Origin of the sequence: Variovorax soli NBRC 106424 (assembly GCF_001591385.1) — a bacterium.
Taxonomy (GTDB): Bacteria; Pseudomonadota; Gammaproteobacteria; order Burkholderiales; family Burkholderiaceae_C; genus Variovorax; species Variovorax soli.
In genome coordinates this window covers 14,365-29,024 of record NZ_BCUU01000037.1, presented here as the reverse complement: position 1 = coordinate 29,024, position 14,660 = coordinate 14,365, and the positions used below count along the sequence as shown (strand labels likewise).

Annotated in this window: 10 protein-coding genes and 1 pseudogene; 7 read left to right on the top strand and 4 right to left on the bottom strand. The window is 63.1% G+C overall.

What is annotated here, in order from left to right:
* Window positions 1–30: 30 nt before the first annotated feature.
* The gene (locus VSO01S_RS12925) at window positions 31–735 is read right to left on the bottom strand and encodes a hypothetical protein (protein ID WP_218002348.1); all 705 of its coding nucleotides are present in this window, start codon (window positions 733–735) and stop codon (window positions 31–33) included.
* 260 nt (window positions 736–995) lie between these two features.
* Between VSO01S_RS12925 and VSO01S_RS12920 the strand changes: the two genes are divergently transcribed.
* The 6 genes and pseudogenes from VSO01S_RS12920 (at window position 996) to VSO01S_RS28265 (ending at window position 9,577) form a co-directional block, all read left to right on the top strand.
* Window positions 996–1,943: a SphA family protein gene (locus tag VSO01S_RS12920; RefSeq protein ID WP_218002347.1), complete on the top strand. Its 948-nt coding sequence runs from the start codon at window positions 996–998 to the stop codon at window positions 1,941–1,943.
* Window positions 1,944–2,515: 572 nt separating this feature from the next.
* A complete protein-coding gene (locus tag VSO01S_RS12915; protein WP_153305253.1) occupies window positions 2,516–3,730 on the top strand; it encodes an ABC-three component system protein in 1,215 nt (404 codons plus the stop codon).
* Window positions 3,727–4,242: a three component ABC system middle component gene (locus tag VSO01S_RS12910; RefSeq protein WP_068642975.1), complete on the top strand. Its 516-nt coding sequence runs from the start codon at window positions 3,727–3,729 to the stop codon at window positions 4,240–4,242. Before VSO01S_RS12915 ends, VSO01S_RS12910 begins: the two co-directional genes overlap by 4 nt.
* Window positions 4,239–6,185: a DUF3732 domain-containing protein gene (locus tag VSO01S_RS12905; RefSeq protein ID WP_068642973.1), complete on the top strand. Its 1,947-nt coding sequence runs from the start codon at window positions 4,239–4,241 to the stop codon at window positions 6,183–6,185. The genes VSO01S_RS12910 and VSO01S_RS12905 overlap by 4 nt, the downstream gene beginning before the upstream one ends.
* 291 nt (window positions 6,186–6,476) lie before the next feature.
* Window positions 6,477–8,717 carry a tetratricopeptide repeat protein gene (locus VSO01S_RS12900; RefSeq protein WP_153305252.1) on the top strand — a complete coding sequence of 747 codons (2,241 nt, stop codon included), beginning with the start codon at window positions 6,477–6,479 and terminating at the stop codon, window positions 8,715–8,717.
* Window positions 8,718–9,147: 430 nt separating this feature from the next.
* A pseudogene (locus VSO01S_RS28265) lies at window positions 9,148–9,577 on the top strand (helix-turn-helix domain-containing protein).
* A gap of 626 nt (window positions 9,578–10,203) precedes the next feature.
* On the opposite strand, the gene glmS reads toward VSO01S_RS28265, so the two are convergent.
* Entirely contained in the window at window positions 10,204–12,096 is a 1,893-nt protein-coding gene (gene glmS / locus VSO01S_RS12890) for a glutamine--fructose-6-phosphate transaminase (isomerizing) (protein WP_068642968.1), read from the bottom strand.
* Window positions 12,097–12,241: 145 nt separating this feature from the next.
* Here glmS and VSO01S_RS12885 point away from each other — a divergent pair, with 145 nt between their 5' ends.
* Window positions 12,242–12,739, top strand: coding sequence for an Lrp/AsnC family transcriptional regulator (locus VSO01S_RS12885; RefSeq protein ID WP_068642966.1), 498 nt, complete (start codon window positions 12,242–12,244; stop codon window positions 12,737–12,739).
* A gap of 11 nt (window positions 12,740–12,750) precedes the next feature.
* Here VSO01S_RS12885 and VSO01S_RS12880 read toward each other — a convergent pair whose 3' ends face one another.
* Both VSO01S_RS12880 and VSO01S_RS12875 read right to left on the bottom strand, forming a co-directional pair.
* A complete protein-coding gene (locus VSO01S_RS12880; protein ID WP_068642964.1) occupies window positions 12,751–13,257 on the bottom strand; it encodes a nucleoside deaminase in 507 nt (168 codons plus the stop codon).
* A gap of 38 nt (window positions 13,258–13,295) precedes the next feature.
* The gene (locus tag VSO01S_RS12875) at window positions 13,296–14,639 is read right to left on the bottom strand and encodes a nucleobase:cation symporter-2 family protein (RefSeq protein ID WP_068642963.1); all 1,344 of its coding nucleotides are present in this window, start codon (window positions 14,637–14,639) and stop codon (window positions 13,296–13,298) included.
* Window positions 14,640–14,660 lie beyond the last annotated feature (21 nt).

The window sequence follows — 14,660 nt, the reverse complement described above, 5'->3', positions numbered from 1 at the left end:
TTTGCAAGGGCGATCGGGGGCCGGCGACTTTCAGATCGGGAACTGCATGTTCAGTCCCATGAAGACCTGGAACTTGGGTTGCCCGTCGCCCTGGTGCGATGCCGTCCACTGCGGCTCGGCAAACAGGTTGTAGGTGGTGCTGCCTGCCTTCCACACCTTTCCGAGGCCTGCACCGACGGGAATCGAGTAGTCGCCGCTTCTGAGGTTGAAGTTCCAGGTGGCCGAACTGCGGAAGTACCAGCCCTGCGGGAAGTTGTAGATGAAGAACGGTTGCAGCGAGGCCGTGTCGACCTGCGGCCGGTCGTCATCTCCGGCGAAGGACTTCTGCCACGTGAGCAAGCCGCCCACCAACCCCCACTTCTGGGGTGCCATGGCGACCGCGGCCAAGCCACCCTGCCACTTGCCGGCGCCGGTCTGGTCGCGGCTGGCGGTTGGCATGGTCAGTTGCGGACCCACGCCCAGCTGAAAACCGTTGGCATTGAACAGAAAAATGTCGAACAGGTTCAGGTCCCCTGCGCCAGTAAAGCGCTCGCTGAAGTGCGGCGCATCGGGCGTGGTGACCACCGGCATGGTCACGCGCAGGATCTGGGGCATGCCGAAGAGCTTGTGCGGCAGAGTGCCGCGCAGCAGCAGCGCATTGCCATCTGCGTCCCCCAGGCCGTAATAGCGACCCGTGTACTGGTCCTGGATGTTGGCGCCGATGGTGGGAGTGAGAGGGTTGTTGGCCGCATTCATGTCTTCGCTCGATTGCGCAAATGCGGCACCGCCGACGCCACAAAGGAGCGCCGCTGCGAAGACTGAAACGCTTGCTGGAACTGTCAAGGGATGGCTTCCATGTTGTTGCACCGCACGATAGTGAATGCAGCCCCACACGACGTATTGGGAGAAGGACCTAATTTGCGCGGGAAATGCACCTATTTGCCGCACCGCGCGTTGACGCTGGAAGGGCCAGAACGCAAGACTTCATCGGTCATGTGGAAAGAAGGAAGACGATGATGAATCCGAGGCTGCGCCGCGTACTCTGGGCGGTGCCTGCGCTAGTGCCGATGTGGTCCTATGCAACAGAGGGAGGCGTCGGCCGGCCGATCACCGGCCAGCAGATCTTTTCCAACGCCGGAATCGTTCCACCAACGCCGGGGCTTGCACTGACTTTGACCAGCATCTACTTCGACGGCGGCATGGGAGCCGCTCGCCAGATTCCCGTCGGCCGAACCATCGGTGCCAGCCTGGACCAAAGGGTGAGCTACAACCTGGCAAATCTGACCTATATCTGGAACACGGGGCCCGGGCGGTGGAACTTCGCATCGGCCATCGGCATTCCGGTTCAGTACACCAGCGTCACGGTACGACTCTCGAGCAACCAGCGCCCGGGCCTGTCAAACGCCGATCACGGCACGCAGTTTGCCGACATGCTCATCAACCCAGTCGTGGCGAGCTATCACGTCAGTGAGGCTGATCACTTCGCACTGTCGATGCCCTTCTATGCGCCGACCGGAGCCTACAACCCAGATCGTCTCGCAAATGCTGGGCAGAACACCTGGACGTTCTCGCCGACGGTTGCCTACACGAAGCTCCTGAAATCCGGCGGTGAGTTCAGCGCACTGGCTGCAATCGATTTCTATACGCGCAACAGCGACATCGACTACAAGAATGGCGCAGTCTTCCGCCTTGACGCGATGTGGACGGCCGCCATCGCGCCGCAGTGGCGCCTTGGAGTGGTCGGTGGCTGGATCGAACAGTTGCAGGACGACACGGGGCCGCTTGCGGACCGACTCAATGGATTCAAAGGTCATTCAGTCGGTTTTGGTCCCATCGTCACCTGGGGAGGAAAGATTGGAAACCTTCCGGCAGCCCTTACTGCGCGATGGGTGCATGACATTGACACCAAAAACAGGCCGAAAGGCAATGGCGTCTCGTTTAGCCTGACGTTGCCCATCATGTAGCCCCAAAACACCGAGGTAGCGCCAGATGCGAGCTTCGCTGAATGCGCTGCCCCAGTTGCGTCGCGGACGCATTCATGAACCGCATCGCGAGCAGGCCTCTGCACCTCCGAATCTTGGCCTTAAAGCTAACTCGTGTCTGGCTCGAGCCGGCAACGCAGCGAAAGCGGTCTTCCGTGCGGAGGTCAAGGGCTGACGGCAACTGACCAGTCTGCCGTCACTCATCCCCTCACTTCCCCGTGAGTAAAAAACCAGGTTGGTTCCGCGCTTCAAAACCCGAGGAATGCGGAAAAAGTCGCAGACGCGTCGCGGGCTCCCCAAACTTGGGGAGCTGAGGCCCGCAGGTTCTCGACTAAATTCCGACCCGAATCTAGCAGCAGCCCGGTACGGGGGTCACCGAGCACGCCGAAGGTGTCGTTGTCACCGCAATTCCGTGCTTTAGCTTCGGTCCTGGTGCGTTAAGCACGGGTGATCTTCCATGGGTTGCCCGGGCGCGGCCGACACACTGCTCTGCGCTCTTTGCGTCCGTCGGCGTGCAAACACTTTCGGTCGCTTAACCTTCGAAGTCGATGCTCATGAGTCCTTCCAGTCTCTCCGCCTTCGGCGCGGCCGGCCCAATGGTGGGTTATCTATACCAAGTCCGGACCGCACTGCTATGGGCCATCCGCCGCAGTCGCGTGGGCGATTTCACCGTTAGCATCGAGACGCTAGACGATGTGACCTTCGAGGTGTCCGGCCAGCCCGATGCCGTGCTGCAGACCAAGCACTCGCTCAACGTCATGGCCAATCTGACCGACCTGAGCCCCGAGGTGTGGAAGACCTTGCGAATCTGGCTCGTTGGGCTGGCAAGCGGCGAGATTCCGCCAGAGACGGCACGGTTTCTAATCGCCACAGCCGGCGCGCCCGCTGGCAGCGCCTGCGCCTGCCTAGGGATCGAAGGGCGGGGCCGCAATGTGCCCGACGCAGCCAAGCGGCTCAAGCATGCTGCCACTACTTCAACCAACGATGAGCTCAAGGACGCCTTCGCAGCCTACCTGGCGCTAGACGAGGCAGAGCGGGAGTCCATGCTGGCGCGCGTCTACGTCATTCCGTCACAGCCCGATGCGGCCGCCATAGAGGCGCAGCTCCAGTCCGAGCTCTACCATGTCTCGTTGCACCACCAAGCGCTCTCGGTGCAGATGCTGGAAGGTTGGTGGTTCAAGCGCGTGCTCCACGAGTTAGTCCACCCCGACGGTGGCATCCCGCGCGCGGAGATCGATGCCCAGATCACGGAGATCCAGGAATCGCTGAAGCCCCATTCGCTGCCGATCGACGGCGATTTGGACGAGTTGATGGTGGCGCTGGAGCAGTTGCCGGAATTCGCCAATCGGCCCTTTTATAAGCAAGTGGAGTTGGTCGGCGGCAGCCAACTGCGCATCCGCAATGCGATCACAAGCTACCTGCAGGCATTCCGTCAACGCTCGGCCTGGACCCGTGACGATCTGCTATTCGACGCCGACCTGCAGAAGTACGACCAACGCCTTCGTACGGAATGGGAGTTGCAGTTTGCTCAGGCCTGCGACGAGCTCGGTGCCGGTCCGTCGGAGGAGGCTATGGCCCAGGCGGGACGCGCCATCCTGAAATGGGCCGAGGACGCGCACGTGCCAATCCGCTCAGGTGTCAGCGTTCCCTGGGTCTGCCGCGGTTCGCTGCACATGCTGGCCGAAGACCTGCGCCTTGGCTGGCACCCAGACTTCCAGACTCGGCTGCAGGCAATCTTTGGCGCGCCTGGGCAGAGTAGCGCGGCATGAGCTCCTGGCAGGAACGCACCATAGAGCAGCGCAACCTGCTCAACCCAGCCTTCTGTGCGCTAGCCATATGGCATCTCGCGCACGGCTATCGCAACGAGGCTACGGCGCTCGGCAGCGACGCGGACGGCTTGCCGCTCGCGCTGGCGTTCGTAGGCGCTAGCCTAGTGTTGCGCGGGCAGACGCGTGATCAACTGCCGCGCACTATCGCCTCGTCGCTCGCAACCTGGGTTAACGACCACCCGCTCGAGCGTTCGGCCGTCGCGAAGGGCGTCGTCGTGCTGCGCGAGACGGTGCGCGAGGCACTCCTGTTCGGCGCCCAGCACGGGTTGTTGTCGCTGGACGGCCACCGGCTCCAGGCTGGAAAAGCCGCCGCGAGAAAGATCAATGCCTATCTCCGCACGTCGAGCGACGAGGTGCGAGACTGCATGCGCCAGGCGACGTTCGTCGGCCGTTGGCTGTGTAAAGCGGGTGCGCCCCCGACCGTGTTGGCGCTGTTGGGAGTGCAAGCGTGATCCAGATTCGCGCCATCGTGATCTACAGCTACGATGGTAGACACCGCGTGGTGTCCTTCGAGCCAGGCCGCGTCAATATCATCTCGGGCGACTCGCGCACCGGCAAGTCGGCAATCCTAGGCATCATCGACTATTGCCTGGGCAGCAAGGAGATCGACGTGCCGGAAGGCAAGGTGCGACGCAACGTCTCTTGGTTCGGCCTTTTGCTGGCAACGGCCCGTGGCCAAGCTTTTGTGGCGCGCCAGTTGCCTGCGGGCGAAGGCAAGTCCAGCGAGGCTATCTACGTGCAGACAGACAGCGTGGTGCCTATTCCCGCTGCCGCGGTTCTGCGCACGACCACCAACCGCGACGGCCTGCGCGCGCTCTTGGCGTCCTGGGTCGGCATGTCCGACTACCTGTACGAGCCACCGCCGGGCCAGACGCGAGACCCGCTGGCAGCCTCGATCAGCCATGCCCTGACCTTCTGCTTCCAGTCGCAGACAGAGATAGCGCAACGCAAGCACTTGTTCCACGGCTCGAGCGATCGTTTCGTGGCCCAGGCCATCAAAGACACCTTGCCCTACTTCCTAGGCGCCGTAACCGATGACTACGTGGCGCAGCAGCAGGAGCTCAAGCGTGTGCGAGCCGAGATTCGCCAGATCGAGCGCAAGCTCGCCGAAGCCGCGAACATCCGCGGCGACGGCGTGGGCCGCGCCGACACGCTGCTGGCCGAGGCGAAAGCGATCGGGTTAACTACGCTCGACGAGAGCACCCCCTGGCAGGAAAAGATAGACGCACTCCGCACGATTCAGAACACGCCGGTGCCGTCGGCCGCTTCGGAAGCCGGCGAAGACGTCGAGTTTCACCGCCTTTCCGATGTGCGCAGCGAACTCGTACGCGAGCAGCGCACTCCTCAGTCGACGCTGGAACGTGCCCGTAGTTTCGAGGGCAATTCCAGGGGCTATGCTGCCGAGGCCCGTGAACATGCAGCCCGGCTCCGAGCGGTGACAGTCTTCGAGCACGATACGCCCGGACACGCTTGCCCGCTGTGCCTGCAGAATCTGCCCGAAGCCTCGCAGGTGCCCTCGATCGGCGATCTGCGCGCCGCACAAGACTACATTGGAGATCGGAGTGGCGCGATGGACTCCGCCACGCCGCGCATCGCTACGGCAATACAGGACGTCGAAGCCAAGCTTGCAGAAGTACGGCGTCGCCTCGACGACAACCGCACACTGCTTACGGCTATCAAGCGCGGTAACCAGCGTCTACAGTTGGCCACAGACACCGAAGCGCGTCGTGCCATGGTTCTGGGGCGCATCAGTCTGTACATGGAAAACATTCCGCAGATGCCGGACGTCAGCGAGCAGCAGGCGCGGCTGGCAATCTTGCGGGAGCAGGAAACCCAACTCGACGAGGCGGTTAGCACTGACGCCATCCAAGCGAGGATGGAGTCCTGTCTCTCCAACGTCAACAAGAACCTGTCCAACTACGCCCGGCAGATCGACCTGGAGTATTCCGATTCGCCGCTCCGCCTTGATCCACGCAACCTGACCATCGTGGCCGACACGCTCGAGCGGCCGGTGTCCATGCGCGAGATTGGCAGCGGCGAGAACCACGTGGGCTACCACATAGTTGCGCACTTGGCCCTGCACACATGGTTCGCCGGCCGCGGCCGGCCAGTGCCCTCGTTCCTGCTGCTAGATCAGCTGTCCCAGGCGCATTTCTCGCCCGACACCGCGCCGGGCAATGGCGTGACTCAGGAGAAGATCGACGCGGACCGCCGGGCCGTCAAGCGCCTGTTTAGCTTGATCTTCGATGTGGCTGAGCGATTGGAGGGCAAGCTCCAGGTGATCATTACCGACCACCCGGACTTCAGCGACGACGCTCGGTTCCAGGCTGCGCTGCGCGAGCGCTGGCGCGATGGACTAAAACTCGTCCCCGAGGACTGGCCGCGCGCGGTCTGAGTACGCCGCTGGTTGTTCCCCTGCCGAGCGGTGATCGCCGAAGTCGTTATCCGACGCACGACTTATAGTGAGGACGGGACTTGGTCGAAATTTATAGAGAGGCGCATGCAAGGAATACTAGAAACGCGAGTTCGCGGTGCTGAACAGCTAAAAACCGCTGAGAACGTTCGGGCCGCAGTGCTGGGGCTCATGAGAATCACCTTGCAGCATGCATGCGTCGTTCTAGGCGAGTGGATCGCGAACACCCTCCGAGCGGATCCATCGAAGCTTCAACAGTTCACTGGGGTTGACTTGAAGGACTTCGTCGCTCCTGCGGACGGCGAACTCATTGGGTTGCTCTCCGAACTTCTTGTGGCCGCCGAGAACATAGGATGGAAGTCTGCCGGCCGCCAGTATTGGGAGGCGGCTGCCTTGTCCGAGCCTCTCAAGCGCATCGTTGGAAAGTCGAAGGCGAACATAGAGACGGTCCTGTTGGCGTTTGTGCGTGAGCGCAATGATGGTGTCGAAGGGCACGGCCTGCCCGGCGGGTACGATCCCGAGGCTGACGTGGCCGTCATTCGCAGCCTCGTCGCGAGAGCTTCGGCGTTCCTCCCAACGGTTGCCGATGATGGCGAAACGCTTCTGATTCCTTCGCTGGGAGGCCGCGAAGGCACGCCACTCAAGACTTTGAAACTCTATGGTGGTGACCCTGTTTGCTATCGACGCTTGATCGCAACTTCCGCCGGCAAGATCAGGGTCGAGGCCCAGATCTCGCGCGCGCTGCTCAAACGAGAGCCTGTTACTTTCGAGGTTCCGAACTTGCTTCTGGAACTGCCAGCGAGATCGTCGCCCGAGTACTCCATTTCCGAGCCTAGCTGGGCGCCCGATTGGCGGCCGTTCGTGCTCATCCCTGACCGATTGGCAAGTATTCAAGAATTCACCGGTCGCTTGACGGAGTTGGCGTCGCTCGAAGAGTGGGCAGACGACATGGACTCACGTCGGTGCATGGTTTACGGTGACGGGGGCATGGGAAAGACGACCTTAGTCATTGAGTTTTTGCACCGCCTTCTAGAGGGTGAGACACAGGTAAAGTGGCGGCCCGAACTGATCACGTTCTACACCGCGAAGAAGACGCGGTGGGGGCTTCAAGGCTTAGAGCACATCTCAGCACAGGACGTGGGTGTCGCGGACGTTGCCGTCGAGATCGCACGTCTTCATTCCACAAAACCCCTGGATCGATCTTGGTACGACAAGAGTCCGAAGGAGGTCGTTCAAAAGCTCGCGGGCCTGCAGGCACAGATGCGCGTAAGGAGGGACGACCATCTGGTCATCCTCGACAACACCGAGACAATGGCCAAGAGCGATGCTGACATTCGCGCGCTCGGCTCGCAAATCAACGAACTGAGCAAGCATGTCGGCCGCGTTATCCTGACCTCTCGACGTCGCGAGCAGATCGAGGCGTTTCCCATCCAGACAGAGAGCTGGTCGCCAGAGGAGGGGCTTGAGTTTCTGAGAAAGCGCGGACGAACGCTCAAGTGTCAGTCGATCACCATGGCCGGCCCGTCAACCTTGAAGGGCTACTCCAAGGCGCTAAACAACAAGCCGATCGCGTTGGAAGTTTTTGCCCAGGCCGCTTCCGCTCCAGGGGAGAGTCTGGAGCGCTCCTTCGAACGCGTCCAGCGGATGCAGCGTCAGGACCTTGGGCAATTCTTGTACGACGATGCATGGAATCGGCTGGCACCCGAGATGCGGCATGTGATGTTGCTGATGAGTCGCATCGGGGATGTGATCGATCAATACATCATTCAGCTCTGTTGCCGCGTGGCGAATGTTAATGTGGCAGCCGCGAGCGAGGCTATCGAGGAGAGCAAGGGCATTGGGACGGTGACGAAGATCCAGGGCATCCTGCAAGTTGCCTTTAACCCTGAGTTCTCGAACTACTGCGCCGAACGCACTGAGCTGCTGGAAGGCAAGACCGTTCCTTTGCCGGAGGACGTAAGCTGGGTTCAGAAGCGGTACCGAGAGTTCGTCGCTGACGCGTCTGCGCAGGTGCGGGACCGAAACACTCGTGCATTCGTGGTTCCGTCCGCGCGTGCGGCCTGGAAGAGCTTCCATGACGGCAACGTCGATCAAGCGTTTGAGCACTACGAAGCGGCTTGCTCTGAAGACCCGGACAATGGTTACCTTTACGACAGGTTCGCCTATGCACTGTTCAGTCAGCGTCGGTACGCGGCTGCCCTCGAGAAAGCAAAGCGAGCGACAGTGCTGCTCCCGGACGAGCCAGAGCCATGGTTCACAAAGGGTATGGTTGAAGCGCGCCTGGGGCACGCCGGCAATGCTGTCAAAGATCTGGATCGCGCGGAATCACTTGGGAAACCGAAGCACCTCTGTGAGTTGCAGCAAGCCTACGCGCACGTCTACTCCGATCCGAAGAACATTGAACGTGCCCGCCAGTGCGTCGACCGCGCTCTCAGACTTGCGCCGAAAGACAGGTTCCTCGACAGGTTCGCCTCAGAGGCAACGGCCTTCAAGAACCGCTGGTTTCGCGATTGAGAATCCGGACTCCATCTTGCGCGCAAACCACCATCTCGGGCTACTCCACGATCGCTAACTCTGCGCTGCCGGTCTTTATTCCAATCGAATCCCTTTCGGGCTGATCGAGGTCGGCGACGCATGGCGTTGGCGTTGATGCGGTGAGTTACCACCACCCTGGGCACCGACGCGGCAGGGTCTTTGCCTCCGGCCAGCACTGGCGCTCGCTCACACTGCACCCGTGCTTGCTCGCTGGCCACTCGCCTTCCATCGTGCCTACGGTAGTTGAACCTACGACCCTCTTCGGCAAGTAGGGGTGTTCCTGTGCCGCCCGACTCATATCTGGCCAAAAGCCGCCATAGAAACTGGCCATGCCGAAGTACTGCAACCAGTCTGAGGGGGACATTCTCCGGAAAGCCGTCCACCACGAACTGCGTGGAGAATGCGCCGCATGACCGACATCGCATCCGTCCTCAAGTCTGAGATCGCACGCATCGCCCGCAAAGAGGTGCGCGCGGAGATCGAAAGCCTAAAGGAAGGCAAGCGCTCAGTACCGGAGCGCTATCGCCGAGTTGCGGCGCCAAGTGTCCGAGTTGCAGAAGCAACTGAAGCAGACGGATCGCCGAACAAAGGTGGCGTCTAAGGTGATGGCTACAGACAACGCTGGCACGCCTCGTCGCTTCAGCGCAAGTCGTCTGGCAGCACATCGTGCCAAGCTCGGTTTGTCTGCAGCTGCGTACGGGAAGCTTGCCGGCATGAGCGGGTCGACCATCTACGTCTGGGAACAGGGAAAGGCACGCCCCAATGAAGAACAGCTACGGCGCCTGGCTGCGATTCGAGCGCTCAGTAAACGCGCGGCACTCGAGAAGGCAAGCGAGTAGTCCAAGGGTCTGCGCGGCACGGCCGCGCAGACTCTGATTGAGTTCAAGCCACGTAGCGTGGCCTAATCCCTCCTCGATGCATCGAAGGGGAACGGTATGCCCATCTGGCGCACTCCCCCGGTGACGGAGCAAGCCGGGCTGACCCTGCGGAACTGGCGAGTTATTCAGCTCGCTGATGGCACCCAACACCTCGCCGGCTACTGCATTGAGAATCGCGAAGGCCGGGTGAGTTCGGTCGTGCGGGAGATCGACTACGAGAAGTTGATCGCAAAACTGAGACTGGTCGGGTGTACGTCCTGCAGGGGAGGCCCGGTGCCGATTCAGATGCAAAGTACGTCTGGGGGCGGTGGGCTGCTCTGAACACAGTTGGGTTCTGGGAAGACGTTTCTCGCTCAGTTTGGTCAAGGCATAAAGGAGGGGCGTAGAAGTGCACTGCCACGAGGCGAAGTGCTCTGCGCCATCTGCAAGGACCTTTCAGGAAACGTGGGAGGCATCGAGGGGAATGCGCGAGAAATATTGCAATGAATTCCCGCAACCCCGAGATGAATGCAAATCGCCTCGCTTCCCTAGGGAGAATTGCCGCAACCAATGCAAATTCAGGCTGCTGCCTTGAAGCCGGCCGCCCCTCACTCCACCGTCACACTCTTCGCCAGATTCCGAGGCTTGTCCACATCCGTCCCCCGCGCGCACGCCGTGTGATAGGCCAGCAGCTGCAGCGGCACCACGTGCAGCAGCGGGCTCAGCGCGCCGTAGTGCTCGGGCATGCGGATCACGTGGATGCCGTCGCTGCTCTCGATGTGGGTGTCCGCGTCGGCCAGCACGTACAGCACGCCGCCGCGGGCGCGCACTTCCTGCATATTGCTCTTGAGCTTTTCCACCAGGGCATCGTTGGGCGCGACGGTGACCACCGGCATCTCGCTGGTCACAAGCGCCAGCGGGCCGTGCTTGAGTTCGCCGGCGGCATAGGCCTCGGCGTGGATGTAGGTCACTTCCTTGAGCTTGAGCGCGCCTTCCAGCGCGATCGGGTAGTGCAGGCCGCGGCCCAGGAACAAGGCGTTTTCCTTGCGCGCGAAGTCCTCGGCCCAGCTGATGATCTGCGGCTCCAGCGCCAGCACCGATTGCAGCGCCACCGGCAGGTGGCGCATCTGCTTCAGGTACGCCGCTTCTTCTTCCGCCGAGAGGCGCCCCTTGGCCTGGGCGAGCGCCAGCGTCAGCAGGAACAGGCCCGCCAGCTGCGTGGTGAAGGCCTTGGTCGAGGCCACGCCGATCTCCACGCCGGCGCGCGTGATGTAGGCCAGCTTGCATTCGCGCACCATGGCGCTGGTGGCCACGTTGCAGATGGTGAGCGTCTCCTCCATGCCCAGGCTGCGCGCATGCTTCAGCGCGGCCAGCGTGTCGGCCGTCTCGCCCGACTGCGAGATGGTCACCACCAGCGTCTTCGGATCGGGCACCGATTCGCGGTAGCGGTATTCGCTGGCGATCTCCACCTGCGTGGGAATCCTGGCGATGCCTTCGAGCCAGTACTTGGCGGTGCAGCCGCTGTAGTAGCTGGTGCCGCAGGCCAGGATGAGCACCTTGTCGATCTGCTGGAACACGCGGTGCGCGCTGGCGCCGCTGCTCTTCTGGCCGTCCTGCGGCAGGCCGTCGAACAGCTCGGGCACCACGCCCTGCACGCCTTCCAGCGTGTCGGCAATGGCGCGCGGCTGCTCGAAGATTTCCTTTTGCATGTAGTGGCGATAGGGCCCCAGCTCGGCCGCGCCGCTGTGCGCCACCACCTGGCGCACCGGGCGCGTCACGCTCTTGTGCGCGCGGTCGACGATCCAGTACTTGCCGGGCTGCAGGTCGACCACGTCGCCTTCTTCCAGATAAATGATCTGGTCGGTCACGCCGGCCAGCGCCATGGCGTCGCTGGCCAGGAAGTTTTCGCCTTCCCCACCCTGGCCCACGCCCAGGATGAGCGGCGAGCCCGCGCGCGCGCCCACCACGCGGTGCGGCTCGTCGCGGCAGATGGCGGCAATGGCGTAGGCGCCCTGCAGTTGCTTGACGGTGGCCTTCACGGCTTCGAAGAGGTCGCCGTCGTAGTGGCTGTCGATGAGGTGCGCGATGACCTCGGTGTCGGTCTGGCTGGCGAAGACATAGCCGCGGGCCTCGAGCGATTCGCGCAGCGCCTCGTGGTTCTCGATGATGCCGTTGTGCACCAGCGCCACGCGCGCGGGCCGCGTGCTGTCCGGCCCTTCGTTCGGGCCGCGGCTGAAATGCGGATGGGCGTTGTGCACGGCCGGCGCGCCGTGCGTGGCCCAGCGCGTGTGGGCAATGCCGGTCAGGCCCTCGACCTTGTCCTCCTGCACCTGCGCCAGCAGGTCGGCCACGCGCGAGGTGGTGCGGGTGCGGCTGAGGCTGCCGCCCGCATGCACCGCCACGCCGCAGGAGTCATAGCCCCGGTATTCCAGGCGCTGCAGGCCCTGGACCAGGACCGGAACGATGTTGCGATGGGAAGCCGCTCCGACGATGCCGCACATGGGTGTCTCTTTCTGGTGGGTGGTGGTAGGAAGGCGCTGATCCTAGGACGATGAGAATGAAGATTGGTTTCTTATTTCGTTTTTCGATGGAATAATCTTCCACTAGCATTTCGACTATTTCTTTTCTTCCATTTTTTATCTCTTAATGGAATCTTTGGTCATCGATTCTGTAGACCTTCGACTGCTGCAGGCCCTGCAGGACGATGCCTCGCGCACCAACCAGCAACTCGCGGCGCTGGTCCACGTCTCGCCCCCCACCTGCCTGCGCCGCGTACAGCGCCTGCGGCAGGCCGGCGTGATCGAGCGCGAGGTGGCGCTGCTGTCGCCCGACAAGCTCGCGCCCTTGCTGGGGCACGGCCTGCAGGCGGTGGTGGAGGTGTCGCTGGACCGGCAGAGCGCCGAGGCGCTCGATGAATTCGAGGCCCGCGTCACCCCGGACGAGGCCGTGCAGCAGTGCTGGCGCGTCTCGCCCGGGCCCGACTTCGTCCTCATCGTCGGCGCGCGCGACATGCCCGGCTACCTGGCGCTGGCGCAGCGCCTGTTCACCGCCGATGCCAACGTGCGCAACGTCAAGGCCTTCTTCAGCGTGAAGCGCGCCAAGTTCGAGCCGCGGCTGGCGCTGCCTGCGCAGCTCGAGAGCTAGAAAGAAAACGCTTAGCGCTGCCAGAAGCCGCGATGCGGCTCGGCCGCCTCGGCCTCGATCAGCGGCCCCACCACCTGCACCTTGCGCTGGCCGCGCGCGAACACCTCGCGGCAGGGCAGCGAGAAGGTGGGGTTCTCCGGATGGTCGCCCGTCAGGCCCAGCAGCGTGTGCTCCGACAGCGCATAGACCACGCGGCCGATGCCCGTCCAGTACACCGCGCCGGAGCACATGCAGCAGGGCTCGGCGCTGGTGTAGAGCGTGCAGCGCGCCAGTTGCTCGGGGCTGAGCTTGCGCGCCGCCAGCGCGGCCGCCACCAGCTCGGCATGCTGCGTGGGGTCGCCCTCTGGCGGCATGGAGTTGTTGCCGGCCTGCGAGACGATGTGGCCGTGCTCGTCGGCCACCAGCGCGGCAAAGGGGTGGCGCCCGCGCGCCTTCGATTCTTCGGACAGGGCAATGGTCTGGCGCAGCAGCGCGAGTTCGTGCGGGGCCAGGTCGGGGATGGTGTCGTTGTTGCTCATGGTTCGTTTTTATGTAATGTGTGAAGAGGGAGGGATGTTCAATGCGTCGCAGTCGCGCCTTCGGGCACGGCCTGCTCGCGCTCGCTGCGGTTGAGGATGAGATTGAGCAGCACCGCGGTGATGGCGCCCAGGAAGATGCCGCTTTCCAGCACCAGCTTGAGCGGGCCGCTGGCATGCGCGAACAGCGCCGGAAAGGACATGGGCAGCACGCCCACGCTCACCGACACGGCCACCACCAGCGCATTGCGCGTGCCCTCGAACTTCACGCGCGCCAGCTCCTGGATGCCGGCCACCGTGGTCATGCCGAACATCACCACCGCGCAGCCGCCCAGCACCGGCCGCGGCACCGAGGCGATCAGCGCACCCAGCTTGGGGAAGAGGCCCATCAGGATCATGATCACGCCCGCACTGGCCACCACGTAGCGGCTCTTGATGCCCGACAGGGCGATCAGCCCCGTGTTCTGCGTGAAGGCGTTGTACGGAAAGCTGTTGAACACGCCGCCGATCATGGTGGACAGGCCGTCGGCGCGGAAGGCGTTGCCCAGGGTCGCCTGCGTGGCGGGCCGCCCGACGATCTGGCCGATGGCCAGGCAGTTGCCCGTGGTCTCGGCCATGATGACCAGCATGGCCAGCGCCATGATCAGCGCAGGCGCCAGGCCGAACTGCGGCGCTCCGAAGGCGAAGGGCGCGCTCAGCTCGAACCATGCGGCCGCGCCCACCTGCGAGAAGTCGGTCAGGCCGAAGGCAGTGGCCACCGCCGTGCCCGCCGCCAGGCCCACCAACACCGCCAGGTTGCCCAAGAAGCCCGAGAAGCGCGCGTACACCACCAGCGTCACCGCAATGGTGAAAAGGCCCAGCGCCAGGTTCGGCCATGCGCCGAAGTCCTTGGCGTCCGGGTTGCCGCCGCCCAGCCAGATGGCGGCGGCGGGCATCAGCGTGATGCCGATGATGGTGATCAGGCTGCCGATCACCACCGGCGGAAAAAAGCGCAGCAGCCGGCTGGTGACCGGCGCCAGCGCGACGGTGATGGCGCCGCCGGCGATCACCGCGCCGAACACGTGCTGCACGCCGTATTCCTTGCCGATCATGATCATGGGCGCCAGCGCGATAAAGGAACAGGCCTGCACCAGCGGCAGCCGCGCGCCGAACTTCCAGAAGCCCAGCGTCTGGATCAGCGTGGCCACGCCCGAAGTCAGCAGGTTGGCATTGATGAGCAGCACCACCTGCGCGGCCGAGAGGCCCAGCGCGCCGCCCAAAATCAGCGGCACCGCCACCGCCCCGGCGTAGAGCACCAGCACATGCTGCAGGCCATAGGTGGCCATCTGCTGCGGCGGCAGGATCTGGTCGACCGGATGCGGTGCCGGTGCGGATGTGTCGTGCATGGGAATCAGTCTCCGATCGTT

Excerpts from the sequence above, each read along its gene's own strand:
- VSO01S_RS12875 (WP_068642963.1), bottom strand. The coding sequence starts at position 14,639 with ATGCACGACACATCCGCACCGGCACCGCATCCGGTCGACCAGATCCTG.
- VSO01S_RS12885 (WP_068642966.1), top strand. The coding sequence starts at position 12,242 with ATGGAATCTTTGGTCATCGATTCTGTAGACCTTCGACTGCTGCAGGCC.
- glmS (WP_068642968.1), bottom strand. The coding sequence starts at position 12,096 with ATGTGCGGCATCGTCGGAGCGGCTTCCCATCGCAACATCGTTCCGGTC.
- VSO01S_RS12925 (WP_218002348.1), bottom strand. The coding sequence starts at position 735 with ATGAATGCGGCCAACAACCCTCTCACTCCCACCATCGGCGCCAACATC.
- VSO01S_RS12910 (WP_068642975.1), top strand. The coding sequence starts at position 3,727 with ATGAGCTCCTGGCAGGAACGCACCATAGAGCAGCGCAACCTGCTCAAC.
- VSO01S_RS12880 (WP_068642964.1), bottom strand. The coding sequence starts at position 13,257 with ATGAGCAACAACGACACCATCCCCGACCTGGCCCCGCACGAACTCGCG.
- VSO01S_RS12915 (WP_153305253.1), top strand. The coding sequence starts at position 2,516 with ATGAGTCCTTCCAGTCTCTCCGCCTTCGGCGCGGCCGGCCCAATGGTG.
- VSO01S_RS12920 (WP_218002347.1), top strand. The coding sequence starts at position 996 with ATGAATCCGAGGCTGCGCCGCGTACTCTGGGCGGTGCCTGCGCTAGTG.